Consider the following 24,866-nt stretch of genomic DNA (forward strand, 5'->3'; position numbering starts at 1 on the left):
CTGCTGGATGTGCAGGGAGCCTCCGGCGGGGATATTTAAGAACAAGGAAATGGGGCAAGGCAAGCGCCCTGCCCCATCGAGGTTTCAGATCAGTTCCAGGACTTGATCAGCTCGTCATAGCTGATGGTTTCACCCTGTGGCTTTTCGTTCTCCAGCTTGGCCACCGGCGCCCCGGGGGCGTCGAGCCAAATTTGTGGGTCTTGCGGTTCGTTCAGTTTCGGGCCGATGTCGCCTTGAACCCCGGCGCGCTCGATCCGCTCCATGACGCGTTCCTGCTCTTCGCACAGGGCATCGAGGGCCGCTTGCGGGGTTTTGGCGCCCGACATGGCGTCACCGATGTTCTGCCACCACAACTGTGCCAGCTTCGGATAGTCTGGCACGTTGGTCCCTGTTGGCGACCACTGCACACGGGCTGGCGAGCGGTAGAATTCGACCAGACCGCCCAGTTTCGGTGCCCGCTCGGTGAAGCTGTCGTGCTGGATCGTCGACTCGCGGATGAAGGTCAGCCCGACATGGGACTTCTTCACATCGACGGTCTTGGACGTCACGAACTGCGCATAAAGCCATGCAGCCTGTGCGCGGTCGACTGGGGTGGATTTCATCAGCGTCCAGGACCCTGCGTCCTGATAGCCAACCTTCATGCCTTCTTGCCAATAGGTGCCGTGCGGCGAGGGGGCCATGCGCCATTTCGGCGTGCCATCCTCGTTCATCACCGGCAGGCCCTCTTTGACCATGTCGGCGGTGAAGGCGGTGTACCAGAACATCTGCTGGGCGATCTGGCCTTGGGCCGGAACCGGGCCCGCCTCGCCAAAGGTCATGCCTTGGGCTTCTGGCGGGGTGAACCGCTGCAGCCAGTCGATCGCCTTGGTCACCGCATAGACTGCCGCCGCGTCATTGGTGGCACCGCCACGCGCAACGCAAGAGCCGACGGGCTGCGAGTTTTCATTCACCCGGATGCCCCATTCATCGACCGGCAGGCCGTTGGGTTCACCCACATCGCCCATGCCAGCCATTGACATCCACGCGTCGGTGTAGCGCCAGCCAAGCGACGGGTCTTTCTTGCCATAGTCCATATTGCCCCAGGCCGAGGCCGGTCCGCCCGCATAGGTCATGTCACGGCCCGTGAAGAATTCGGCGATGTCTTCATAGGCGGACCAGTTCAGCGGAACGCCGAGTTCGTAGCCATACTTCTCCTGGAAATCGGCTTTGGTTTTCTCGTCGTTGAACCAGTCATAGCGGAACCAGTAGAGGTTCGCGAACTGCTGGGTGGGCAACTGATACAGCTTACCATCCGGCGCGGTGGTGAACTTGGTGCCGATGAAATCGGCAACATCAAGGGTGGGGCTGGTGACCGCAGCGCCTTCGCCGACCATCCAGTCATCAAGGATGCGGACCTGCTGATAGCGCCAATGGGTGCCGATCAGGTCGGAGTCGTTGATATAGGCGTCATAGATATTCTCGCCCGACTGCATCTGCGTTTGCAGCTTTTCGACCACGTCACCTTCGCCGATCAGGTCATGGGTGATCTTGATGCCGGTCATCGCGGTAAAGGCCGGGGCCAGAACCTTGGCTTCATACTCATGGGTGGTGATGGTTTCGGACACCACCTTGATGTCCATGCCCGCGTAGGGTTTGGCGGCATCGATAAACCATTGCATTTCTGCTTCTTGCGCGGAGCGGTCCAACGTGGACAGCTCGCCGATTTCGGCGTCAAGGAACGCTTTTGCAGCGTCCATATCAGCCCATGCAGGGGCCGACCCGGTGGCCATCAGCGCGAGCGCCATGGCGGTTGTCGTGTGGCGAAGTCTCATTACGGTTCCTCCCAGAATTGTGAGACATCAGATGTGGTGCCGGGCTACTCTTTCACTGTTGTGCCCGGTCGTGGCCGACCTGTCTAAACCCAGCGGAACACCGCCGCGGCATAGACAAGGCAGAGGATCAGGCCCCCCCAGAGCGGGGCGCCAAAGAAAAACAGCCAGCCAAGGCAAACAAAGGCCGAGCCGAGAAGGGAAATGAACAACCGGTCGCCGCGCGTCGTCTCGATCCGCAGGATGCCGACACGCGGGGTTTCAGGGAACCGGATCGCCAGCAGGGTAAAGGTGATCAGTAGGCACGCGATGGTCCAGAAGAACAGCGCAACTGGCAGGGTCCAAGCCATCCAGCCACCGGGGATCATCGGGGCAAACCACGCAATCGCACCGTCTTTTTGCGGGGCTGCCAGCAGCAGGCCGATCAGGATTGCGGCCATCAGGGCAGCAGCCGACAGGCTGATCACGGTCCAGTTGGCGCGCTTTGGGGTGTTTGTGGTGGAGTTGGTCATCACACCCTTCCCAGGGCAAAGCCCTTGGCGATGTAGTTGCGGACAAAGTAGATCACCAATGCGCCGGGCACGATCGTCAGCACCCCGGCGGCGGCCAGCACGCCCCAATCCATGCCAGAGGCCGAGACGGTGCGGGTCATGGTGGCGGCGATGGGTTTGGCGTTGACCGATGTAAGGGTGCGCGAGAGCAGCAGTTCGACCCATGAAAACATGAAGCAGAAAAACGCAGCCACACCGATGCCGCTGGCGATCAGAGGCATGAAGATTTTCACGAAGAATTTGGGGAAGGAGTAGCCGTCGATGTAGGCGGTCTCATCAATCTCTTTGGGCACGCCGCGCATGAACCCTTCAAGGATCCAGACCGCAAGCGGCACGTTGAACAGGCAATGCGCCAGCGCCACGGCGATATGGGTGTCGAAAAGGCCAACGGATGAATAAAGCTGAAAGAACGGCAGGGCGAAGACGGCAGGCGGGGCCATGCGGTTGGTCAGCAGCCAGAAGAACAGGTGCTTGTCGCCCATAAAGCTGTAGCGGCTGAACGCGTAGGCGGCGGGCAGGGCGACGGCAAGCGAGATCACCACGTTCATTGTGACGTAAATGATCGAGTTGACGTAGCCCATGTACCAGCTTGGGTCGGTCAGGATGACCACATAATTGCGGAACGTAAGGTTCTGCGGGAACAGGGTGAAGGACGAAAGGATTTCAGTGTTGGTCTTCAGGCTCATGTTCACCAGCCAGTAGATCGGCAGCAGCAGGAACAGAAGATAAAGGCCCATCACAAAGGCAGAAGGTTTGATGCGCATCACTTGGACTCCTGCCGGTCTAGGTTGGTCATCACGGTGAAGAACACCCACGACACAAGAAGGATGACGAGGAAATACATCAGGCTGAACGCCGCTGCGGGGCCAAGGTCGAACTGGCCGATGGCCATTTTCACAAGGTCGATCGACAGGAAGGTGGTCGAGTTGCCCGGTCCGCCGCCCGTAACCACAAAGGGTTCGGTGTAGATCATGAAGCTGTCCATGAAGCGCAGAAGGATGGCGATCAGCAGCACGCCCTGCATCTTTGGCAACTCGATGTAGCGGAACACGGCCCAGCGGCTGGCCTGGTCAATTTTGGCGGCCTGATAATACGCCTGCGGGATAGATTGCAGCCCGGCATAGGCCAGCAGCGCCACAAGCGAGGTCCAGTGCCAGACATCCATGACGATTACGGTAACCCAGGCGTCAAACGGGTCGTTGGTGTAGTTGTAGTCAAACCCAAGTGCCGCCGCCGTGTGACCCAACAGGCCGATATCGACCCGGCCAAAGATCTGCCAGATGGTGCCGACCACGTTGAACGGGATCAGCAGCGGCAGCGACATCAGCACCAGACAAAACGAGGCCCAGAACCCGGATTTTGGCATGTTTAGGGCGATGTAGATGCCCAAGGGCACCTCTATAGCAAGGATGATGGCCGAGAACATCACTTGGCGGCCAAGGGCTGCGTGCAGGCGCGAGGAGGTCACCATTTCCTCAAACCACTCCAGCCCGACCCAGAAAAACTGGTTGTTGCCGAAGGTGTCATTCATGGCGTAGTTCACCACCGTCATCAGCGGCAGCACGGCTGAAAACGCCACCACCACCAGCACTGGCAGAACAAGGAACCAAGCCTTGTTGTTCTGGGTCTTGATCATCAGACCGCCCCCTCTTTTACGCGCCAGTCATCGGCGTAGACGTTGATTTTCTGCGGGACAAAGGCCACGTGGGTCAAGTCTGCGCAGATCTCCATGCCCTCGGGGGCGACGATGCTGAACGGCTGGCCCATCACCTCGGCCCGGATCAGGCGGTGGCGGCCCACATCTTCGACGCGGCGGATGCTGACGGGCAGGCCGTCACCACGGGTGAGCGCCGCATATTCGGGGCGAATGCCGATCTGGGTGCGGCCATTGATTGGCCCATACGCCGCACCCAAACTGACCGACGCCCCTTGCAGATGGGCGCGGTTTCCGTCGATCTTTGCATCAAGCAGATTCATGCCGGGCGAGCCGATGAAATAGCCGACGAAAGTGTGCGCCGGGGTCTCAAACAGCTCTTCCGGGGTGCCCATCTGGACCACGCGGCCATCATACATCACCACCACCTTGTCGGCGAAGGTCAGTGCCTCGGTCTGGTCATGGGTCACATAAATCATGGTGTGGCCAAAGTCGCGGTGCAGCTTTTTCAACTGCGTGCGCAATTCCCACTTCATATGGGGGTCGATCACCGTCAGCGGTTCGTCAAACAGAATGGCATTCACGTCTTCGCGCACCATACCCCGGCCAAGGCTGATCTTTTGCTTGGCATCCGCCGTCAGCCCTTGGGCCTTGCGCGACAGGCGATCCTCCATCCCGATCATCTGGGCGATGGCTTGCACGCGCTCGGCGATGTATTTCGGGTCCATCCCGCGATTGCGCAGCGGAAAGGCAAGGTTATCGCGCACCGACATGGTGTCGTAGACAACGGGAAACTGGAACACCTGCGCGATGTTACGCTCTGCCGTGGCGGCATCGGTCACGTCACGGTCGCCAAACAGCACACGGCCCTGACTGGGGCGCAACAGGCCGGAGATGATATTCAAAAGTGTGGTCTTGCCGCACCCGGATGACCCAAGCAACGCATAGGCGCCGCCGTCTTGCCAGACGTGATCCATTTCCTTGAGTGCGAAATCTTCGTCCTTGGACGCGTTCGGATAATAGCTGTGCGCAAGATTTTTCAGCGTGATCTGTGCCATGTTACGCGGCCCCCTTCAAGTCTGACTGCGCATAGGCGGCAGCGGCGGCAAGACGGCCAGAGGCGTCGAACAGATAGACATGCGCCGGGTCAAGCCAGACCGTAACCTCGGCCCCGTCGGCCAGATTCTGCACGCCATGCACAAGGCCGACCCATTTGTCGGCACCGTGATACAGGTGCAAAAACGTCTCTGATCCGGTGATCTCGGTCACGCCAAGCATGCAACTGAACGGCACAGCGTCGGGTGATTGCTGGTGCAGGGACAAATGGTTGGCGCGAAAGCCTGCGGTATAGGTGCCATCGGGAAGGCTTGCAAAGGCGCCGCTTGCCGGGGTTGTCACCTCGCCCAGCGCAAGCTTGGCAAAGGTTTTGACGCAAGGCAGGAAGTTCATCGGTGGGTCTGAAAAGACGCGTGCGGTGGTCATGTCGGCAGGCTGGCGGTAGACCTGTGGCGTGGGACCGAACTGGGTGACGCGGCCTTCGTGCAGGGCGGCGGTGCTGCCGCCCAAAAGCAGGGCTTCTTCGGGCTCGGTGGTGGCATAGACGAAAATCGCGCCCGATGCTTCAAAGATTCGGGGAATTTCGATGCGCAATTCCTCGCGCAGTTTGTAATCAAGGTTCGCCAGCGGCTCATCCAGCAGCACCAGCCCCGCGCCTTTGACCAAGGCCCGCGCAAGGGCGCAGCGTTGTTGCTGGCCGCCCGACAATTCGAGCGGACGGCGTTGCAGCATCGGCGTCAGGCGCATCATTTCCGCGGTTTCGCGCACGGCTTTGTCGATCGAGGCCGCATCACGCCCCATGATCCGCAACGGCGAGGCGATGTTGTCGTAAACTGTCATACCGGGATAGTTGATGAACTGCTGATAGACCATCGCGACCTTGCGATCCTGCACGCGCATGCCCGTCACATCCGTGCCGTCCCAAAGAATGCGCCCGGTTGTTGGCGCATCAAGCCCCGCCATCAGCCGCATAAGAGAGGTTTTGCCCGACAAGGTGGGGCCGAGCAGCACGTTCATCGTGCCTTTTTGCAATGTCAGGGTCGTGGGGTGGATATGAACCCGCCCCTCGACCGACCGTGACACATTTTGCAATTCCAAAGCCATCAGAGTTCCCTTATTCCGCCGCCGGGCTGACAGCCCGTGGCGTGGTCATAAACTGTTCAATCGCGGCGATCTGATCGGTGGTCAGGCGCAGACCCAGCTTGGTGCGCCGCCAGACGATATCGATGGCGTGGCGGGCGTATTCATGGGTCATCAGCCAGTGAATTTCGGCCTCTGTCAGGGTGGCGCCGAAATCCCGGCCCAGATCGGCCAGCGATTTGGCGTCGCCCAGAACCAGCGTCGCCTCTGTGCCATAAGCGCGGATCAGCCGGGCAGCGTGGTAATCTGACAGATATGGGTGTGCGGCGTGCAGTCGCGCCGTCAGATCGGCCACGCCGTCAATCGGGAAATTGCCACCGGGAAGCGGCTGGCGCGCTGTCCATTTCCCCTTGGTACCGGGGAAAAACGGCGCGATTTTCTCCAGTGCGGATTCGGCCAGACGGCGGTAGGTGGTGATCTTGCCGCCAAACACGTTCAGAAGCGGCGCACCGGTTTGGTCAAGGCTGAGGACATAGTCGCGCGTGGCGGCCGTGGCAGATTTTGCACCATCATTATACAGCGGTCGCACGCCGGAATAGGTCCAGACCACATCATCACGGGTTACAGGCTTGGCAAAGTATTTCGACGCGAAATCAAGCAGGTAGTCGCGTTCTTCATCGGTGCAGACGGCATCTTTCGGCGCGCCCTGGTGGTCTTTGTCGGTGGTGCCGATCAGGGTGAAATCCTGCTCATACGGAATGGCAAAGATGATGCGGCCATCGGTGCCCTGAAAGAAATAGCATCGGTCGTGGTCATACAGTTTGCGGGTCACGATATGGCTGCCGCGCACCAGCCGGACGCCTTCGGTCGAATTGATGCGGGCGACGTTGCGGATGATGTCCTCAACCCACGGGCCGCCTGCATTTACCAGCACGCGGGCGCGGTGCGTGACGCGGCCATGGATCCCATCGGTGGTGATTTCCCAGTGGTCGCCCATGCGGGTCGCGCTGATGACCGGGGTTCCGACCATGATCTGTGCGCCGCGCGCCTGTGCATCGCGGGCGTTCAGCACAACGAGGCGGGAGTCTTCGATCCAGCAATCGGAATACTCGTAAGCGCGGGCAAATTTCGGGTTCAGCGGTCGCCCTGCCGGATCACGCGTCAGGTCGAGCGTCCGGGTTGCGGGCAGAACCTTGCGGCCGCCCAAAGTGTCGTAAAGAAACAGGCCCAGACGGATCAGCCACGCCGGACGACGGCCTTTCATCCATGGCATGAACAGACCCAAAAGACGGCTGGTCGGTGTTGCACTCTCAAACCGCATGTCGCGGTGATAGGGCAGCACAAATCGCATCGGCCATGAGATGTGCGGCATGGCGGCAAGCAGGGTTTCGCGTTCCTCCAGCGCCTCGCGCACCAGACGGAATTCGAAATATTCCAGATAGCGCAGACCACCATGGAACAGCTTGGTCGAGGACGATGACGTAGCTTGCGCCAGATCGCCCTGTTCGGCCAGAATGACCGACAGGCCACGGCCCGCCGCGTCGCGCGCTATGCCGCAGCCATTGATGCCACCGCCAATGATGAACAGGTCGGCCACGTCGGGCCGCTGGGCATCTGTCACGTTTTTATCCCCCCTTGGAAAGGTTGCCCCTCCACGGTGCAGACCCTGCATCACGGTGTCGGCATGCGTCAATCAAAATTTTTCGTTTATGCGCGCTTTTATTTGAAACGAACATTTAAGCAGTAGCATGCGGGGAAATTATAGGTTTGACCCTGGGATATGCTGCAATCGCAGAAAAACGAATGCACATGCGGCGTGATTTTTGGGGCGGTGACAAGCCCCGGCAACCTGTGCCAGAAGAAGAGAACGAAGGGGCAAACATCGTGGCATTGAATTTTCGGCAAACAGGTATTCTGGAAATCGCACGGCAAGAAGGCCGCGTCGTGGTTGAAGATCTGGCGCAGCGGTTTGACGTGACGCTTCAGACGATCCGCCGTGATCTTACTGAACTTGCCGATGCAGGGCATCTGGACCGGGTGCATGGTGGCGCTGTGCCTCGCACCGGAGTTACCAACATAGGCTATGAAGCGCGGCGTCGGATGAACGAAGCGGCCAAGACTGCCATCGCGCGGGCTTGCGCGGCAATGATCCCGGACAATTCGTCGATGATCCTGAACCTTGGCACCACGACTGAGGCAGTGGCGCGGGAATTGGTGCATCATCGAAATATTACGGTGGTGACCAACAATATGAATGTGGCCAATATTCTGGTTGCCAATGCAAGCTGTGAGATCATGGTGGCGGGCGGCGCGCTGCGTCGGACCGATGGCGGATTGGTGGGCGAGTTGACCACTCAATTCATTGAGCAATTCAAGGTGGATTTTGCAATTATCGGCACCTCGGCTTTGGATCGGGACGGCGATCTGCTGGACTTTGATCTGGCCGAAGTGCGGGTAAGTCGCGCGATCATCCGGCAGGCGCGGCAGTCCTTTCTGGTGACGGACCATACCAAGCTGGGCCAGTCCGCTCCGGCCCGCATAGCCAGTCTGTCAGAACTGGACGCGGTGATCACCGATCAGGCACTGCCAGACAGTCTGATGAGCGCCTGCGAGGGTTGGGGCACACGGGTTGTGGTGGCTGGATAAAACGTGGGCTAGGCGCGAAAATGCACATTGCGTCCGCATGGCCAAAAGCTATCCTGACCGGAATGGTTTTTAGGAGTGCTTGAGTGATGCCCCTTCTTTATGACGCCGTGCCGCCACTGCCAGAGCCACAGAACATCGACATCGCGCAAGAGGCAGAGTCAGAGCTTATCCGCAGCCTCGATATATCGATGTTCTCGGCGGAAGATCTTTTGAACCTTATCTTGCAGCGATCCGAAGTGCTGTTTGACCTGCCTCGCTCGGGCCGGATCATTCGTGCGTGGAATGGGGGGGATGAGGCGCCGATCAGGGACTGTGTGCAAACCTATGGCGAGACGATCGCCAGACGTGCCGCGGGCGTGATCTATGCCGAATACCGCGCCCTTGCACCGATCCTGTTGGCCAATCCGGCCAAGCGTGTGGCCGATATTGGCTGTGGTTACGGTTTTTTCGATCTGTTCCTGGCGCGCGACAGCAAGGCGTCGGTTCTGCTGATCGACATTGAACAGAACACCCGCCGCCATTTCGGTTACGCAGTTGAAGGTGCAGCCTATTCCAACCTGTCGATTGCACGCCGTTTGCTGGAGTCGAATGGTGTCGCGGCCAAGCGCATTGAAACGCTGAACCCCGAGCGCGAGGATCTGACCGCTGCCGCTCCGGTAGATCTGGCGGTAAGTTTTTTGTCTTGCGGATTCCACTATCCTGCCAGCAGTTATGCCGCCTACTTCCGCGACGGCGTGGCACCGGGGGGTAAGATCATGCTGGATCTTCGGGCTGCGACGGCAGATGCCCAAATGGTTGACCTTGAGGGGCTTGGCGCGGTTGAAGATCTGGCAGCACCCCCCAAGGCGCGTCGGATCTTGCTGCGCAAACCCCCCGCTGTCAAACCGGCTACGACCAAAACCACGGCCAGTCAGGCAAAGCTGAAGGCCGCATCAAGCGGAAGTTCGCGGGCGCGCTGACCGGTCAACGCAAACAGCGCATTGGCCAGTGCGGGGGCGGCGGGGGGAGTTCCCGGCTCGCCAATGCCCCTTATTTTGCCGCCGCTTTCCAGAATCCGCACCTGAATTTCCGGACATTGGTGCAGGCGCAAGGGCGCATAATCCCAATAGTTTTGCTGTTCCACATGGCCGCCAGCAAAGGTGATCTGGCCGTTAATCGCAGCGGACAGGCCAAACACCATCGCGCCCGAGACTTGCGCTTCGATGTTGCGCGGGTCTAGTGCTGTGCCCACATCCACCGCCGCCCAAGCCGCGGTCAGGCGGATGCCATCGGGTGTGTCCTCAACCTCGATCACCTCGGCGGTTGGCACGCCAAAGGACAGGCAGAAGGCGACGCCCAAGGCACGGTTGAGGCGGGGGGTGCCCCATGAGGACATCTCTGCCACTGCTTCCAGCACCTTGCGGGAAGGTTCATGCGTGATCTGACGCAGACGGAATTCCAGCGGATCAACGCCCGCGAGATGCGCCAGCTCGTCCACAGCGCTTTCGTGGAAAAAGCCGTTATGCGACGCGCCGACCGACCGCCAGAAACCATGTGGCACGGTGCGTGGCGCGCGGTGGGTGGTGACGCGGTAATTGGCAAAGCCGTAGGGCTGTTCCCACGCGCCCTGTGAAAGGGTGCTGTCGGGGCCGGCCAGCGGCACGCCGAAGCGTTCGGCAAAGGTTTCCATGATGGATGGCGCGCAAATCGCCAGATCAAGGCTTTCCACCGTGCCATCGATGACGCTGCCCTTGATGCGGGCGGTGGCCATTGGGCGGAACATGCCATGCGCCATGTCTTCTTCGCGCGACCAAGTGACCACGACGGGCGTGCCGGGGATCGCGGCGGCAACCTGTGCGGCGTAAACGGTAGCATCCACTTCCGTCCGGCGGCCAAAACCGCCGCCCATGAGGGTGGTGTGCAGGGTAACATTTTCTTCGGGGATGCCCGCGGCGCGGGCGGCGGCGGCGCGGGCAAAGCCGGGGGCCTGGGTGCCGACCCAGATGTCAAGCATGCCATCGTGCAGATGGGCGGTGGCCTGCATCGGTTCCATGGTGGCATGGGTCAGGGTGGGGACGTGATATTCGGCCTCCCACGTCTGGCCGCTGGACTTTGTAACATCGCCCTCGTTGCGCGGCGTGGCGTTGAGCGTATCGGCGGTAAAGGCGGCGCCGATCTGGGCACGCATTTCGGCTGTGGTGGCGGGATAGCTGGCGGCTGCCCAATCGAAGATGACTGCGTTTGCGCCTTGAATCGCGGCCCAGGTGGAGTTGGCGACGACGGCGACGCCGTGGCCAAGGTCGATCACCTGCTCTACCCCCGGCAGTTGCAGGGCCGCGCTGGCGTCATAGCTGTTCATCGCGGCGCCGATGGCAGGGTTCATCTTGACCGTGGCAAAGCGCATGCCGGGCAGGCGGATATCGCCCGCGAATACGGCGGTTCCGGTGGATTTCTCCACCATGTCGATGCGCGGCAAAGAAGTGCCGAGCAGAGTCCAATCGGCACGGGCTTTCAGCGGCGGCACGGCGGGCAGGTCGCTTTCGGCAGCCTCAACCGCCAGATCGGTATAGGGGATGCGGGTGCCATCGGCAGCAATCACCGCGCCCGCTTCGGTGCGGAGCGTATCGGCAGAGACGCCCAGACGACGGGCGGCGGCCTGTATCAGGGCCACGCGGGCCACAGCGCCGGCGGCGCGCATTTTTTCATAAGCGTCGGGGGTGGAGGTAGAGCCACCAGTGATTTGCAGGGCCAGAAACTTGGCTGGGATCGCCATGGCATGGCGTGCGGTTTCTGCAAGCCAGCTTTCATCGGTCGGCGCAAAAGGCACGCCTTCTTCCAGCATCCCGCGATTGTAATAGGCGGCAGCAGGCGGGCCGTGCATGACGCGGACCTGATTCCATGGCAGGTCCAACTCCTCGGCCACAAGGGCGGCAAGAGTGGATTGGATGCCTTGGCCCATCTCGGCGCGTGGGGTGATGATGGTGACACCCTGCGGGTCGATTAGCACATAGGGGGTGATCGCGCCAATGCCTGCGCCCGCGATCGGGTTGGGGTGTGGCTTGCGGTAGGCATAAGTGCCAAAGGCGACCCCGCCCAGAATGGCGGCGGACCCGATCAGGAAGGTGCGGCGGGCTATGGTTCCCAGACGGCTCATGTTCAGACCTCGCGCAGGCGGTTGGCGGCATCCTGCACGGCGGCGCGGATGCGGGGATAAGTGCCACAGCGGCACAGATTGCCATCCATGGCGTCGTCAATGTCCTGCGGTGTGGGGCTGGGGTTTTCGGCCAGCAGACTGGCGGCCTGCATGATCTGGCCAGACTGGCAGTAACCACATTGTGCAACCTGATGTTCGATCCAAGCGGCTTGCACCGCATGAAGGGCGGCAGGGCTGCCCAGGCCTTCGATCGTCATGACCGAAGCGCCTGCCACATCGGCCAAAGTGGTCTGGCACGACCGTAGCGCCGTGCCATCCACCATGACGGTGCAGGCCCCGCAGGCCGCAACGCCGCAGCCATATTTGGTGCCCGTCAGGTTCAGCCCGTCGCGCAAGGCCCACAACAGCGGGGTATCGCCCGGCAGATCGACGGTGGCACTGGCCCCGTTTACGGTCAGGGTTGTGGGCATGGCAGACTCCTTGAGACGGTGCGGCTTGGCGTTATGACAAAATGAGCGCCAAATGTCATAATGTCAATTGACAGCAATCGGAATTTTCGTCAGATCAGTGTCATGAGCGCAGATGAGCAAGAACTGCCCCTACAAGGGGCTGGCCGGGGGGCTGATCGTCAGGACATGATCCTTGACGCCGCTTTTCACGCCTTTGCCACTTATGGCTATCGCCGTACCACGATGGATGACATTGCGCGCGGGGTTGGGCTGTCACGCTCGGCGCTGTACCTTCATTACCGTAACAAGGAAGACGTGTTTCGCACCTTGGCCGATCGCTATTTCAGTGAGGCGATGGTCGCGATGGAGACGGCGCTGATGGCCCCCGGCCAGACGCCGGAACAAGCGCTGATCGCGGCGTTTGTCGCCAAGGATGGCAAGTTCATGGATGTGGTGCTGGGCACGCCGCACGGGTCGGAACTGCTGGACGCAGGCATGAACCTGACGCGCGACCTTGCCGATCAGGCCGAGGCGCGCAAGATCAGCATACTGACGCGCTGGCTGGTTGCGCTGCCGATGGCGGATGGCATCGGGCCGCCCGAGGCGGTTGCGCGTACGATCATTGTGTCGGCCATGGGGCTGAAATTTCCCGGCCAGACGCTGAACGGCTACCGGGAAGGCCAGCGCCAGCTGGCGCGGCTGTTTGCGCGGGCGATTGCCGGGTAAATGCTATTGCGCCGGGTGGCGGATGGCCTGTTCCAGCTCGGCGGTCAGCAGTTCGGTCTCTGCCGCACGTGACCGGGAGAACCCCGCCAGCAACAGATAGGCCACCGGGGTTATGAACAGCGTGGCCAGCGTGGCCAGACCCAGCCCACCCACGATGATCGCCCCCAGAACCGACCGCGCCTCAGCCCCCGCGCCACTGGCCAGCAACAGCGGCAGCCCGCCCAGAACGGTGGCCACCATCGTCATCAGTACTGCACGCAGGCGGGTGACGGCGGCTTGTTCAATAGCCTCGCGCACCGATGCGCCCTTTTCGCGCAGTTGATCAGCAAATTCGACGATCAGAATCCCGTTCTTGGCCATGATGCCCACCAGAAGCACCAGACCAATCTGGCTATAGACGTTCAGGCTGCCCCCGGTCAGCAGCAGCGCAAAGACCGCGCAGGCAAGGCCCAAGGGCACAGTGGCCATGACGATGATGGCCGAGACAAAGCTTTCAAACTGAGCCGACAACACCAGAAACACCACCAGCAGGGCGATGCCAAAGGTGATGATCAACCCGGCAGAGGTCTCGCCAAGGGTTGCCGCCTCGGCCAACGGCACGATGCGGGTATTGTCGCTCAATAGATCGCTTGCAAGACCCTGCACGCTGGACAGAGCCTCCCCCAGTGCCAGGTCTGGCGTAAGGCCCGCGGTGATGGATACTGATCGCATCTGCGCTTCGCGGGCCAGATCGGGGGCGACGGCGCGCTCGGTCAGGGTGACAAAGGTAGAAATCGGCACCATCAGCCCATCGCCTGATGGCACAAAGATACGCTCCAGATCGCCGGGGTCGTTGACCGGTTCGGCGTTGGAGACAAGGCGGATGTCAAAACTGTTGTCGTCCAGAAACAGCGTGCCGACAGTGCGGCCATCCAGCACGGCCTGAAGCGCCTCACCCATGCCGGAAATCTGCACGCCAAGGTCTTCGGCGCGGGCGCGGTCGATTTCGACAAACAGTTGCGGCTGGGTGGTGTCATAGCCAAGGCGCACTTGCCCAAAGCGCGGGTCGGCTTCCATCTTGTCGACCAGCGCGCGGGCGGTGTCGGCCAGATCGTCGTAATTATCGCCGACCAGCGCAAAAGACAGGCCCTGACCTGCCCCCCGTATCCCCAGCGAATTGGGCTGGATCGCAAAGGCGCGCACACCGATGATGCTACGCAGCTTGCCGTTGATTTCGGCGGCAATCTCTTGCTGGGTGCGGACACGGTCGGCCCAATCGGCCAGCGTGATGACGATAAATCCGCGACTGTCCTGCCCGCCCATGCCCGCGATGGCAAAGACGCTGTTGACCTCGCCCGTGGCGCGCAAGGGGTCAACCAGCGCCTCAATCTCGCGCATTCTTGCATCGGTATAGTCCAGCGACACGCCTTGCGGGGCCTGCACCGACAACAAGATCACGGCGCGGTCTTCGGCAGGGGTCAGCTCTTGGCGCAAGGTCGGAAAGATCGCGACCGCCAGTGCGGCAAACAGCACAGCAAAGATGACCGCAATCAGCGGGGCGGCAAGGCACAGGCGCAGCAGGCGGGCGTAAAGATTGGACAGACGGATGCCAAGCTGGGCCATGACGCCGCTTTCTTCCCTGTGCGGGCGCAGCAGTTTTGCGGCCAGCACCGGGCACAGGCTTAGCGCGGTGACGGATGACAGCAGCACGGCGATGGCCAGCGAAAAGCCGAATTCGCGAAACAAGCCACCGGTTTGGCCCGGCAGGAATGACAGTGGGACAAAAACGGCGGCCAGCGTGGTGGTGGTGGCCAGCACGGCAAAAAACACCTGCTGCGTGCCAAGCACGGCGGCGGCGCGGGCGCCCATGCCTTCGGATCGGCGGCGCACGATGTTTTCCAAGACCACGATGGCATCATCAACCACCAGCCCGGTGGCCAGCACAAGCGCCAGAAGGGTGATGATATTGACCGAAAACCCGACCAGCCAGATGGCGGCAACCGTGCCGATCAGCGCGACGGGCATGGCGATAATCGGGATCAGCGTGGCACGTGGATCGCGCAGAAACACGAATATCACCGCTGTCACGATCAGCACCGAAAGACCCAGTGCCAGCACGACTTCATTGATCGCGCCCTGGATGAAATCGGCGCTGTCTGATGTGACAAACATCCGCACGTCAGAGGGCAATAGCGGTTGCAGATCATCGACCACCTGCCGCACCGCTTGCGATATCGCCAGTGAATTGCCGTTGGCCTGCCGGATGATGCCGATGCCAATACCGGTTTCACCATTGGCCCGCAGGATGGATGCGCCCGGTTCCGGCCCCAGCGTAACGCTTGCCACATCCCCCAGTCGCACATTGTTCGCAATCGTCAAGGCCTCGATCTGTTCGGCGGTGCGGATGGCGGCGGTGGTGCGCACCAGAAGGCTCTGGCTTTCGGAACTGAGCGCGCCTGCGGGGGAATCAAAGGCGGCATTGCCCAGAACGGAGCGCAGATTGGCAAGAGTAAGCCCCCGCGCGGCCAGTTGCATCAGGTCAACATCGACGCGGAACGACAATTCGCGCGCACCAAAGATTTGCAGATCGGCCACACCGGGCGCGGCCAGCAGCCGCGATTCCGCCAGATCGTTGACCAGCGTGGTCAACTCATCCGCACTGCGACGTGATGAGGTGACAGCCACACGCAGGATGGCATCGGCATCGGCGTCGGATTTCACCACGCGCGGCGCGTCGGCCCCGTCGGGCAGGCTGTTGACCTGCCGCGCCACCGCGTCACGCAGATCGGTGGCGGCGACGTCCAGATCAACGCTGTCGTTGAATTCCACCGTCACCCGGCTGGACCCAAAGCGTGATGAGGACGAGATGGATTTCACCCCCGCCACGCGCCCCGCTGCGCCCTCGATCACCGCTGTCACTTCGCGGTCAATCGTTTCGGGCGTGGCCCCGGAATAGCTGGTGCTGATCGACACAACGGGCCGGTCCACTGCCGGCAGTTCGCGCACATCGGCCCCCAAAAGGCCCGCCAGTCCGCCAATCACGATCAACGCGTTCAGTACAAAGGAAAGGATCGGGCGGCGTACGAACAGGGCGGTGCTTTGGCCCAAAGTGGCGGCGGCCTGTCGGTCTTGCATGGCTTAGCTCCTTGGCGGCGCGAGCGAGACTTCGGCTCCCGGTCGCAGCGCTTGCACGCCTTCGGTCACCACCAGATCACCCGGTTGCAATTCGGCGTCGATCAGGACGGCATCGGCGTTGCGTTGCAAAATGCGGATCGGCAGACGTGTGGCTTTTGCCGTGCGGACCACCCAGACAAACGCACCATCGGCCCCCCATTGAATGGCCAGGGGGCTGACGGCAGGCACTTCGGCCCCGGTGAATTCCAGTGTGATGCGAAAGGCCATTCCAGCGCGCAGGCGGTCATCAGGATTGGCGATGCTGGCCTGAACCCGCAGTGTGCGGCTGGCCTCATCAACGCGGTTGTCGACGGCGCTCACCCGGCCCTCGATCGCGTGACCGGGGTTAGAGATTGGGGTGGCCACTACGATGGCACCGGGGGCCACCTGTGCCGCAATGCGTTCCGGCACCCGGAAATCAACGATCAGGTTTGACCGATCCTCGATCCGGGTGATTGTGGTGCTGGGTGTGACCAGATCGCCGATCTGTGGTTCAATCAGCCCGACATAACCCGCAACAGGAGCAGTCAGGCTGTGATCTGCCAGATCGCGTTCAGCCGATTGCAGGCCCAGTTCTGCAGTGCGCAGCGCCAGTTCGGCGTCCTGCCGTTGCAGGCTGGTGGTGGTGCCAGACCCCGCAAGCTGCGCCAGACGGTCAATGGTCTGCTGTGCATCCGCCAGCATCAGCCGCGCGCGTTCCACCGACAGGCGGGCGTTTTCCGCATCCAGTTCTGCCAGCACTTCCCCTGCGGCGACTTGCTGGCCCGGTGCGGTGCGCAGGGCCGTGACCCTGCCCGTCACGCCAAAAGACAAGGCCACAGATTGTGCTCCGCGGGCAGAGCCGATGGCGTCGATGATATTGCTCAGCACACGGCGTTCAGCCTCGGACGCGATAACCTGCACGCCTGCGCCTTGCCTTTGGCCTCCGCGAGGTGCGGTTCCGCTTGCCTCTGCTGTGCTGACGGGCACAACGCCGACCGCGGAAAGCGGGGCGAGCAGCCCGACCCGGTCAAGCCAAGGGTGGGTTCCGGGCACAAAGCGCGCGGCAAGAGGTGTGGCTATTGCGACAATCAGGGCGATTGCCACAAGTTGCGGCACAAGTTTCATGCGGACTATGGTCCCTTTTTTTCTGCGACAAAGGCTTTGGATCTGATGCGGCACAATGGGCATGACACATGACTTTGAAAGCAAATGATAGGCCCCGTGCGGGAAAGGGGAAGCGTTACAACCGGATTGTGACCACCGACTGCCTGATTTAAGGGCGCTTATGGCGCGCGTGACGTGCCAGCGGCGGGCTGGACAAGCCGCCCCGCGCACGCAAAGCTTGTGGCGACACTATGGGGCAAGGATGCACAGACCATGAAACCGGCACGTAAGGGTCTGTGGCACATGATTGACGCCACCTGCTATTCGCTGGCCGGGTTTCGGAGGCTGATGGCCGAGACGGCCGCCCGGCTTGAACTGGCGGGCGGGGCAATGGCCGTGCTGCTGCTGCTTTGGGTGGGCGCAAATTCGGTGCAATGGCTGGGGTTTGTGGTGCTGTTTGCAGCGCTGTTGGCGTTTGAGGCGCTGAATACCGCTCTAGAGCTTCTGGTGGACCATATTTCGCCCGGCTGGTCGGAGATGGCAAAGCAAGCCAAGGATCTGGGGTCGCTTGCGGTGGGGCTGATGATCCTGGCCAACGCTGCGTATGTGGGGCTGATCGTTTGGCAAGCGGTGGCCAACTGACCGAGGCCACACCTTCGCCCGCAATCCTTTCCTTTGGTTGACACGCTCGGCCCCATATCGCACCCAAAGGGGAGCAGATAATGGGGGCCGCTATGGGTGTGTGGGAATTCTGGATCGACCGGGGCGGCACGTTTACCGATGTGGTGGCACGTCGCCCGGATGGTGGGCTTGTGACCCGCAAGTTGCTGTCGGAAAACCCCGAACGCTATGCCGACGCGGCCGTGCAGGGCATTCGTGACTGTCTTGATCTGCCCCAAGGCGCTCCCATTCCCAAAGGCGCGATTGCGGCTGTGAAGATGGGCACCACTGTTGCCACCAACGCCTTGCTGGAGCGCAAGGGCGAAAGGGTACTGTTGCTGATCACCCAAGGTTTCTCCGACTTGCTGCGCATAGGGACGCAGGCGCGGCCAGACCTTTTTGCGCTGCATATTCAACGTCCTGAACTGCTGCACGAGGTGGTGGCTGAAGTGCCGGGGCGACTGGATGCCGACGGCGCCGAGATTGCGCCACTGGAAGAGCCGGCGGTGCGGGCGGAACTGCGCAAGGCGCATGCCACCGGTATTCGGGCGGTGGCGATTGCCCTGATGCATGGCTATCTGAACCCCGCACACGAGGCGCGGGTGGGCGAGATCGCAGCCGAGGAAGGCTTTACCCAGATCAGCCTGTCGCATCAGGTCAGCCGCTTGGCCAAGCTTGTCTCGCGCGGGGATACCACGGTGGTGGATGCCTATCTGTCCCCGATCCTGCGGCGCTATGTGGCGCGGGTAGAAGGCGCACTGGACATGGGCCGCGCCACGCGGCGGCTTTTGTTCATGCAATCTTCGGGCGGGTTGACCGAGGCGCATCGCTTTATGGGCAAGGATGCGATCTTGTCCGGCCCGGCAGGCGGTATTGTTGGAATGGTGCAGACCGCTCAGGCTGCTGGATTTGACCGGCTGATCGGGTTTGACATGGGCGGCACCTCGACCGACGTTAGCCATTACGCCGGGGTGTATGAGCGCAGCTTTGAGACCGAGGTGGCCGGGGTGCGGATGCGCGCGCCGATGATGGATATTCACACGGTTGCAGCGGGTGGCGGGTCGGTCTGCACGTTTCGCGATGGGCGCTTGCAGGTCGGGCCGGAAAGTGCGGGCGCAAACCCCGGTCCTGCCGCATATGGTCGGGGCGGGCCGCTGACGATCACCGATTGCAATGTGGTGCTGGGCCGCCTGTCGCCTGCGCATTTCCCCGCAGTCTTCGGCCCGGATGGCACCGCCCCGCTGGATGCGGCGGCCACGCAGGCGCGCTGCGATAGGATCATCGAGGAAATCGCCACCGCAACGCGCCAGCCGCAGATGACACCACAAGAGCTTGCGACTGGGTTCTTGCGCATCGCCATCGACAACATGGCCAATGCGATCAAGAAAATATCGGTCCAGCGCGGGCATGATGTGACCGGCTACACGCTTCAATGTTTTGGCGGGGCAGGGGGGCAGCATGCCTGCGGTGTGGCCGACGCACTGGGCATGACGCGGATTTTCCTTCACCCCTTTGCCGGGGTGCTGTCGGCGTTTGGCATGGGTCTGGCCGAGATTCGCGCGCTGCATGAGGTGCAGTTTGATGCACCGCTGACGGCAATTGCCGAGGCACGGGCAAAGCTGGACGAGATCACCGCGCTTGCCCGTGCTGAGGTCGCAGCGCAAGGTGCCACGGCGCCACGTCTGCTGGCCCGCGCGCATCTGCGCTACGACGGCTCGCACCAACCGCTTGATGTGGCGTTTGGGGATGCCGCCACCATGCAGGCGGCATTCGAGGCGGCGCATCAGGCGCGCTTTGGCTTTACCTCGCCTGAGCGTGCGCTTTTGTTCGAGATGCTGGCAGTTGAAGCGATTGGCGACGGGGCCACATTGCCCCGCACGATGGCCCCGAAGGAGGTGGCACGTCCGCTGACCCAGCAGCGGCTCTGGCTGGAAACCTGGGCCGAGGTTCCGCTGTTCGACCGCGAGACGTTACCACAGGGCGCAACGATTTCCGGTCCCGCCATCATCCGCGAAGCCACAGGCACGGTGGTCGTGGAACCGGGCTGGCAGGTGCTGGTCGATGAAAGTGCCAACCTGATCCTTGAACGTACCACGCCGATTGCGCGAGGCCACGCAGTCGGCACCCACGCAGACCCGGTGCTGCTGGAGGTGTTCAACAACCTGTTCATGTCGGTGGCTGACCAGATGGGGGCGACGCTGGCCAATACAGCATGGTCGGTCAACATCAAGGAACGGCTTGATTTTTCCTGTGCGATTTTTGATGCGCAGGGAGATCTGGTCGCCAATGCCCCACATGTGCCGGTGCATCTGGGCAGCATGTCGCATGCGGTCAAGGTGGTGATTGCAGCTACCAAAGGCACCGCACGCGAAGGCGATGCCTGGATGCTGAACAGCCCCTACAACGGCGGCACCCATCTGCCGGATGTTACGGTGATCACCCCGGTTTTTGTGGGCGGCGCGCCTGCGTTCTGGCTTGGCTCACGCGGGCACCATGCCGACATCGGCGGGCGCACGCCGGGGTCTTCGCCGCCCGACAGCCGCCACATTGATGAGGAGGGCGTGCTGATCGACCTGTTTGCACTGGTCGAGCAGGGGCAACTGCGTGAGGCCGAAACCCGCGCGCTGCTGGCCTCGGCGCGCTATCCGGCACGGTCGGTTGATCAGAACATGGCCGATCTGAAGGCGCAGATTGCTGCCAATGAAACTGGGCGGCGCGAATTATTGCGGGTGATTGCGGCCTATGGAGTCGAAGTTGTGGCGGCCTATATGGGCCACGTCCAGAACAATGCCGAGGAATGTGTCCGCGCCGTGATCGACCGGCTGGAGGATGGGGCCTTTGCCTATCCGATGGATATCGGCACCACGATCAAGGTCGCCGTGCGGGTGGACCGTGCGGCACGCAGCGCTGTGGTGGATTTCACCGGCACCAGCGCGCAGCACAGCGGCAATTACAACGCCCCTGCGGCGGTGGCGCGGGCGGTGGTTTTGTATGTGTTCCGCACATTGGTAGGCAAAGCCATTCCGCTGAACGAGGGCTGCTTGCGTCCGCTGAAGATCCTTTTGCCGGAAGGGTCAATACTGAACCCGAAAGCGCCCGCAGCGGTGATTGCGGGCAATACAGAGGTAAGCCAAGCGGCGTGCAACGCGCTTTATGGTGCGTTGGGGGTGATGGCCTGTTCGCAAGGCACGATGAACAACTTTGTCTGGGGCAATGCGCGGTTTCAGAACTATGAAACCATCGCGGGCGGCACCGGGGCCGGGCCAGGGTTTGCGGGTTGTGATGCGGTGCAAAGCCATATGACCAACACAAGGATGACTGATCCGGAAATTTTGGAAAAGCGCTTTCCGGTGCGGCTGGAGGCGTTTGGTATCCGGCACGGCTCTGGCGGGGCGGGGGCGTGGGCCGGTGGCAATGGTGCCCTCCGTCGGATGCGGTTTCTGGACGCGGTGACGGTGACCACACTGTGCGGCAGCCGTGAGGTTGCGCCCTTTGGTACGGCGGGCGGCATGCCGGGCGCGGTAGGAGAAAACCGGGTGATCTGGCCGGATGGCCGGATCGAGACGCTGAAGGGCAATGATGAGCGGAACCTGCCCGAGGGCGCGGTGTTCGAGATGTTGACACCCGGTGGCGGCGGCTGGGGTTCAGATTGATTTTCGTCAGGTGCAGGCGTTGTGAAACACGCCTGCACGCCCCATCTGCATGGAAACCCGTTTCAGATGGAGTATCCGAATGTTTAACGCGAAATCCTTGCTCGATTCCGTAATAGGTCAGGTAAATCAGGTCACTGGCGGCAAAATCGGTGCGCAGGGGGCTGACGGCCTTGGCCAGAAGGCGAAAGAGATGTGGGGTGGTCAGTCCGCTTTGGGTAAAGGCGCCATCGCGGGCGGTTTGATGGGCATTTTGATGACCAAGGGCGGCCGCAAAATACTGGGCACGGGCGCCAAGGTCGGTGGGGCCGCGCTGATCGGTGGGCTGGCCTACCAAGCCTTTCAGGATTGGCAGGCGGGCAAGGCGATAACCGCAGAGCCGGGCCCATTGACGCTGCCGCAACCCCAAGGCACCGCTTTTTTGCCAACAGATCCAGCGCAGGCTAACGACCTGTCGGCGCGGTTGTTGCAGGCGATGGTGGCCGCAGCAAAGGCCGACGGTCATGTGACGGCCGATGAGCGGGCACGGATCGACGGGCAACTCAGCGCGCTTGGGCTGGAGGCAGAGGCATCTGCCCTGATCGCTGCTGAACTGGATGCGCCGCTGGATCCCGGCCGGATCGCGGCTTTGGCCCGCAACGAGGCCGAGGCCGCTGAAATCTATGCTGCGTCGTTGTTGGCGGTGGACAGTGACGGCGCGGCGGAAAAGGGCTATCTGGCGATGCTGGCGGCCAGGTTGAAGCTGGATCCCGGCTTGGTGGCGCATTTGCACGCCAAGGTGGCGTTGGTCTAGGGGCCAGCACCGGGGGGCGCTGCCCCCCGACCCCCGGAGTATTTTGCAAGCAGCAATAGGCGGTCAGGCGGGTGTTATGGCCAGCCAGACCCCGCCTTCAGGGCGCAAGGTCAGGATCATGACGGGTTTTGGGGCCTTTCCCGGCACAAGGTCAAACCGGAAGCGGGCGAGCAGGGTGGCGAGGATGATCACAGCCTCTTGCAGCGCGAAATTGGCCCCGATGCAGATGCGTGGGCCATCGCCGAACGGCAGATAGGCGTAGCGGTCAACCAGCTTTGGTTCGGCAAAGCGGTCGGGGTTGAAGCTGTCAGGCTGGTCCCAAAGCGCGTGGTGGCGGTGCAGCGCATAGATCGGCAGGATCACTGTGTCGCCCGGCAAAACGTCGCGGCCACACAGGCTGTCTTTGGCCTGAGCCGTACGCGACAAAAACGCCGCCGGAGGATAAAGACGCAGCGTTTCATCCACGATTCGGCGGATCAGGTGCAGGGCCGCGATGTCGTCTGCCGTTGCCGCGCGGTTGCCCAGAGCGGCCTGCGCCTCTGCCCGCGCCGCAGCCTGAATTTTGGGATCGAAGGCGCACAGATACAGCGCCCACGCAAGGGTCAGCGCTGTCGTCTCATGCCCGGCGACGATAAAGGTCAGCAGGTTGTCGCGCAGTTCCGGCGTTGTCATTTTGCGGCCGGTTTTCGGGTCCTCGCCCGCGAGCAACAGGTCGAGTAAATCTGGCACCCCTTTGTTGCCCTCGGCCCGGCGACGTTTGATCGACCCGTCGGCCACCTGCTTCATTTGCCGCATGGCCGCACCCGACAGCAAACGCCCTGGCCGTGGCACCCAGGCTGGCGCACCGATGATATCAAGCAAGGAGACGCGGGCGGTCTGGGCCATGTAATCTTCAATGGCGCGATGCACCGATGCACGGTCAAAGCCTTCGCCATCAGAGAAAGTGACATCTGAGATCACCTCGAAGGTGGCGGTCACCATTTCGTCAAAACAGTTGATCGCACGGCCCGACCCAGTCGCGATGCGCGCCGATGCGCGTGCAGCGGCGGCGGTCATCACCGGTGCAAGTGCGGCCACATTGCGATGAGAGAACACCGGCGCAGCCGTGCGCCTTTGCCACAGCCAGTTCTGCCCCTCGGCCACGAACAGGCTGTCACCTATGGCCGGTTCAAGGATCAGCTTTGTGACCACTGACTTGGGGTAATTCTCAACGTTTTCACGCAAGATGCGGCGCAGCGCGTCGGGATCCATCACCATATGCCAACGTTTGCCGGTCCGCCCGGACAAAATCGGCGCATGGGTGGCGATCTGTGGGATCAGTTCCAGAATGTTGCGACGTCCGGCGGCCAATGACCCAAAGATCCCCAAGGGCTTTGTGGATAGGGGAACCTTCACAGGCTCTGGTTTTGGGGCAAGGGGGCGCTGTTCCGTCATGCTGTCTCCGGCGTTGTGACAGATATAGGCGGATTTGCGCCTCTGTCACCTGTAGCGCGCGCCTTGCGCGACCTCTCGCCACGGGCTATCTCGAGTCAACCTCTGTAAGGAAGCTGCCCATGACCCGCGCCCGTCTGATTGGTTTCGGCCTGTCTTTGACCCTATTGCTTGGCTGTGCCACGAACGATCTGGCCGAACCGCCTGTGCCTTTGGGCGATTTTGCTCTGGGCTTGAATATTGTGGTGACAGACAAGACCCAGAAGGTGCCGATCTCACGCAACGCGTCGGGCGATGAATGGGAAGCTGCGATGAAAAAGGCGGTTGATGCGCGCTTTGGTCGCTATCAGGGGACCAAGCTTTACAACATCGGCATCTCGGTTGACGGCTATGCATTGGCACCTCCGGGGATACCGGTTGTGGCGGCACCCAAATCGATTCTGGTGGTCACGGCCAATGTCTGGGATGATGCCGCCGGCAAGAAGCTTAATGAAGAGGGCAAGCAGATCACCGTGTTTGAGAGCCTGTCGGGCGAGACGGTGATCGGAACCGGAATCACCCGGACCAAGCAACAACAGATGGATGCGCTGTCGTATAATGCGGTGAAGCGGGTTGAAGAGTGGCTCTTGCAAAACCCCGAGTGGTTCGGTCTGCCCGCTAAATCAGTGCCAACGCCAGCGGATGCACCGACCGTTGTTTCAGGCCCTGCATCAGCATCGACACCCTGACCTGCGGGAACTGCCGACAGAGGCTTGATTTTCCTCCGTGAACAGCTTACTTCGCCGCCCGTGTAGCACGGGGCCCTGACCGCATCTTGCGTGGGCCCCCCGAATTCAAGGGCGCTGGCGAATGGCAAAGGCAAAGTTTGAACGGAACAAACCGCACGTCAACATTGGCACGATTGGCCACGTTGACCACGGCAAGACGACGCTGACGGCGGCGATTACGAAGTATTTCGGCGATTTCAAAGCCTATGACCAGATTGACGGT

General features: G+C 61.6%; 20 protein-coding genes. 8 read left to right on the forward strand and 12 right to left on the reverse strand.

The window, feature by feature from the left end; translation table 11 throughout:
* Nucleotides 1–89: 89 nt before the first annotated feature.
* From Q8K08_RS13555 to glpD, 7 genes are all read right to left on the reverse strand, one after another.
* Nucleotides 90–1,811 (reverse strand): ABC transporter substrate-binding protein, encoded by a 1,722-nt coding sequence (locus Q8K08_RS13555; RefSeq protein ID WP_305250380.1) that lies wholly within the window; start codon nt 1,809–1,811, stop codon nt 90–92.
* Between the two features lie 83 nt (nt 1,812–1,894).
* Nucleotides 1,895–2,320: a DUF2160 domain-containing protein gene (locus Q8K08_RS13560; RefSeq protein ID WP_304803905.1), complete on the reverse strand. Its 426-nt coding sequence runs from the start codon at nt 2,318–2,320 to the stop codon at nt 1,895–1,897.
* On the reverse strand, nt 2,320–3,123 hold the full coding sequence (locus tag Q8K08_RS13565; RefSeq protein ID WP_304803903.1) for a carbohydrate ABC transporter permease: 804 nt from the start codon (nt 3,121–3,123) through the stop codon (nt 2,320–2,322). The genes Q8K08_RS13560 and Q8K08_RS13565 overlap by 1 nt, the downstream gene beginning before the upstream one ends.
* Nucleotides 3,123–3,995: a carbohydrate ABC transporter permease gene (locus Q8K08_RS13570; RefSeq protein WP_304803900.1), complete on the reverse strand. Its 873-nt coding sequence runs from the start codon at nt 3,993–3,995 to the stop codon at nt 3,123–3,125. The genes Q8K08_RS13565 and Q8K08_RS13570 overlap by 1 nt, the downstream gene beginning before the upstream one ends.
* Nucleotides 3,995–5,071: an ABC transporter ATP-binding protein gene (locus Q8K08_RS13575; RefSeq protein WP_305250381.1), complete on the reverse strand. Its 1,077-nt coding sequence runs from the start codon at nt 5,069–5,071 to the stop codon at nt 3,995–3,997. Before Q8K08_RS13575 ends, Q8K08_RS13570 begins: the two co-directional genes overlap by 1 nt.
* 1 nt (nt 5,072) lies before the next feature.
* A complete protein-coding gene (locus Q8K08_RS13580; RefSeq protein WP_305250382.1) occupies nt 5,073–6,173 on the reverse strand; it encodes an ABC transporter ATP-binding protein in 1,101 nt (366 codons plus the stop codon).
* A gap of 10 nt (nt 6,174–6,183) precedes the next feature.
* Nucleotides 6,184–7,821, reverse strand: a complete 1,638-nt coding sequence (glpD, locus tag Q8K08_RS13585) for a glycerol-3-phosphate dehydrogenase (protein ID WP_370870549.1) — start codon at nt 7,819–7,821, stop codon at nt 6,184–6,186.
* Nucleotides 7,822–8,033: 212 nt separating this feature from the next.
* On the opposite strand from glpD, the gene Q8K08_RS13590 reads away from it, so the two are divergent.
* Both Q8K08_RS13590 and Q8K08_RS13595 read left to right on the forward strand, forming a co-directional pair.
* Nucleotides 8,034–8,795 carry a DeoR/GlpR family DNA-binding transcription regulator gene (locus Q8K08_RS13590; protein WP_304802439.1) on the forward strand — a complete coding sequence of 254 codons (762 nt, stop codon included), beginning with the start codon at nt 8,034–8,036 and terminating at the stop codon, nt 8,793–8,795.
* An 86-nt stretch (nt 8,796–8,881) separates the two neighbouring features.
* The gene (locus Q8K08_RS13595; RefSeq protein ID WP_305250383.1) at nt 8,882–9,754 is read left to right on the forward strand and encodes a cyclopropane-fatty-acyl-phospholipid synthase family protein; all 873 of its coding nucleotides are present in this window, start codon (nt 8,882–8,884) and stop codon (nt 9,752–9,754) included.
* On the opposite strand, the gene Q8K08_RS13600 is transcribed toward Q8K08_RS13595, so the two are convergent.
* Nucleotides 9,706–11,928 carry a xanthine dehydrogenase family protein molybdopterin-binding subunit gene (locus tag Q8K08_RS13600; protein WP_305250384.1) on the reverse strand — a complete coding sequence of 741 codons (2,223 nt, stop codon included), beginning with the start codon at nt 11,926–11,928 and terminating at the stop codon, nt 9,706–9,708. The two genes, Q8K08_RS13595 and Q8K08_RS13600, sit on opposite strands and share 49 nt — an antisense overlap.
* 2 nt (nt 11,929–11,930) lie before the next feature.
* Nucleotides 11,931–12,398 carry a (2Fe-2S)-binding protein gene (locus Q8K08_RS13605; RefSeq protein WP_304802445.1) on the reverse strand — a complete coding sequence of 156 codons (468 nt, stop codon included), beginning with the start codon at nt 12,396–12,398 and terminating at the stop codon, nt 11,931–11,933.
* A gap of 102 nt (nt 12,399–12,500) precedes the next feature.
* On the opposite strand from Q8K08_RS13605, the gene Q8K08_RS13610 reads away from it, so the two are divergent.
* Nucleotides 12,501–13,103 (forward strand): TetR/AcrR family transcriptional regulator, encoded by a 603-nt coding sequence (locus Q8K08_RS13610; protein ID WP_305250385.1) that lies wholly within the window; start codon nt 12,501–12,503, stop codon nt 13,101–13,103.
* Between the two features lie 3 nt (nt 13,104–13,106).
* Here Q8K08_RS13610 and Q8K08_RS13615 read toward each other — a convergent pair whose 3' ends face one another.
* On the reverse strand, nt 13,107–16,217 hold the full coding sequence (locus Q8K08_RS13615) for an efflux RND transporter permease subunit (protein WP_305250386.1): 3,111 nt from the start codon (nt 16,215–16,217) through the stop codon (nt 13,107–13,109).
* Nucleotides 16,218–16,220: 3 nt separating this feature from the next.
* Entirely contained in the window at nt 16,221–17,363 is a 1,143-nt protein-coding gene (locus Q8K08_RS13620; protein WP_305250387.1) for an efflux RND transporter periplasmic adaptor subunit, read from the reverse strand.
* Nucleotides 17,364–17,615: 252 nt separating this feature from the next.
* Here Q8K08_RS13620 and Q8K08_RS13625 point away from each other — a divergent pair, with 252 nt between their 5' ends.
* The 3 genes from Q8K08_RS13625 to Q8K08_RS13635 all read left to right on the forward strand — a co-directional run bounded on the left by Q8K08_RS13625 (nt 17,616) and on the right by Q8K08_RS13635 (nt 22,445).
* Nucleotides 17,616–17,984 (forward strand): diacylglycerol kinase, encoded by a 369-nt coding sequence (locus Q8K08_RS13625; RefSeq protein WP_304797109.1) that lies wholly within the window; start codon nt 17,616–17,618, stop codon nt 17,982–17,984.
* Nucleotides 17,985–18,064: 80 nt separating this feature from the next.
* Complete coding sequence (locus tag Q8K08_RS13630) at nt 18,065–21,655, forward strand: hydantoinase B/oxoprolinase family protein (RefSeq protein WP_305250388.1); 3,591 nt, start codon at nt 18,065–18,067, stop codon at nt 21,653–21,655.
* A gap of 79 nt (nt 21,656–21,734) precedes the next feature.
* Nucleotides 21,735–22,445, forward strand: coding sequence for a tellurite resistance TerB family protein (locus Q8K08_RS13635; protein WP_304797106.1), 711 nt, complete (start codon nt 21,735–21,737; stop codon nt 22,443–22,445).
* A 63-nt stretch (nt 22,446–22,508) separates the two neighbouring features.
* On the opposite strand, the gene Q8K08_RS13640 is transcribed toward Q8K08_RS13635, so the two are convergent.
* Nucleotides 22,509–23,879 carry a cytochrome P450 gene (locus Q8K08_RS13640; RefSeq protein WP_304797105.1) on the reverse strand — a complete coding sequence of 457 codons (1,371 nt, stop codon included), beginning with the start codon at nt 23,877–23,879 and terminating at the stop codon, nt 22,509–22,511.
* 119 nt (nt 23,880–23,998) lie between these two features.
* Between Q8K08_RS13640 and Q8K08_RS13645 the strand changes: the two genes are divergently transcribed.
* Together Q8K08_RS13645 and Q8K08_RS13650 are read left to right on the forward strand one after the other, a co-directional pair.
* Nucleotides 23,999–24,604: a hypothetical protein gene (locus tag Q8K08_RS13645; RefSeq protein WP_304797103.1), complete on the forward strand. Its 606-nt coding sequence runs from the start codon at nt 23,999–24,001 to the stop codon at nt 24,602–24,604.
* Nucleotides 24,605–24,725: 121 nt separating this feature from the next.
* The coding region (locus tag Q8K08_RS13650; protein ID WP_305249296.1) for a GTP-binding protein at nt 24,726–24,866 on the forward strand (141 nt) is incomplete at its 3' end.

The organism is Pseudotabrizicola sp. (assembly GCF_030684215.1).
GTDB lineage: Bacteria > Pseudomonadota > Alphaproteobacteria > Rhodobacterales > Rhodobacteraceae > Pseudotabrizicola.

What these genes read in the sequence shown, in the direction of transcription:
- Q8K08_RS13555 (WP_305250380.1), bottom strand. Translation starts at nt 1,811, where the DNA reads ATGAGACTTCGCCACACGACAACCGCCATGGCGCTCGCGCTGATGGCC.
- Q8K08_RS13560 (WP_304803905.1), bottom strand. Translation starts at nt 2,320, where the DNA reads ATGACCAACTCCACCACAAACACCCCAAAGCGCGCCAACTGGACCGTG.
- Q8K08_RS13565 (WP_304803903.1), bottom strand. Translation starts at nt 3,123, where the DNA reads ATGCGCATCAAACCTTCTGCCTTTGTGATGGGCCTTTATCTTCTGTTC.
- Q8K08_RS13570 (WP_304803900.1), bottom strand. Translation starts at nt 3,995, where the DNA reads ATGATCAAGACCCAGAACAACAAGGCTTGGTTCCTTGTTCTGCCAGTG.
- Q8K08_RS13575 (WP_305250381.1), bottom strand. Translation starts at nt 5,071, where the DNA reads ATGGCACAGATCACGCTGAAAAATCTTGCGCACAGCTATTATCCGAAC.
- Q8K08_RS13580 (WP_305250382.1), bottom strand. Translation starts at nt 6,173, where the DNA reads ATGGCTTTGGAATTGCAAAATGTGTCACGGTCGGTCGAGGGGCGGGTT.
- glpD (WP_370870549.1), bottom strand. Translation starts at nt 7,821, where the DNA reads ATGCAGGGTCTGCACCGTGGAGGGGCAACCTTTCCAAGGGGGGATAAA.
- Q8K08_RS13595 (WP_305250383.1), top strand. Translation starts at nt 8,882, where the DNA reads ATGCCCCTTCTTTATGACGCCGTGCCGCCACTGCCAGAGCCACAGAAC.
- Q8K08_RS13600 (WP_305250384.1), bottom strand. Translation starts at nt 11,928, where the DNA reads ATGAGCCGTCTGGGAACCATAGCCCGCCGCACCTTCCTGATCGGGTCC.
- Q8K08_RS13605 (WP_304802445.1), bottom strand. Translation starts at nt 12,398, where the DNA reads ATGCCCACAACCCTGACCGTAAACGGGGCCAGTGCCACCGTCGATCTG.
- Q8K08_RS13610 (WP_305250385.1), top strand. Translation starts at nt 12,501, where the DNA reads ATGAGCGCAGATGAGCAAGAACTGCCCCTACAAGGGGCTGGCCGGGGG.
- Q8K08_RS13615 (WP_305250386.1), bottom strand. Translation starts at nt 16,217, where the DNA reads ATGCAAGACCGACAGGCCGCCGCCACTTTGGGCCAAAGCACCGCCCTG.
- Q8K08_RS13620 (WP_305250387.1), bottom strand. Translation starts at nt 17,363, where the DNA reads ATGAAACTTGTGCCGCAACTTGTGGCAATCGCCCTGATTGTCGCAATA.
- Q8K08_RS13625 (WP_304797109.1), top strand. Translation starts at nt 17,616, where the DNA reads ATGAAACCGGCACGTAAGGGTCTGTGGCACATGATTGACGCCACCTGC.
- Q8K08_RS13630 (WP_305250388.1), top strand. Translation starts at nt 18,065, where the DNA reads ATGGGGGCCGCTATGGGTGTGTGGGAATTCTGGATCGACCGGGGCGGC.
- Q8K08_RS13635 (WP_304797106.1), top strand. Translation starts at nt 21,735, where the DNA reads ATGTTTAACGCGAAATCCTTGCTCGATTCCGTAATAGGTCAGGTAAAT.
- Q8K08_RS13640 (WP_304797105.1), bottom strand. Translation starts at nt 23,879, where the DNA reads ATGACGGAACAGCGCCCCCTTGCCCCAAAACCAGAGCCTGTGAAGGTT.
- Q8K08_RS13645 (WP_304797103.1), top strand. Translation starts at nt 23,999, where the DNA reads ATGACCCGCGCCCGTCTGATTGGTTTCGGCCTGTCTTTGACCCTATTG.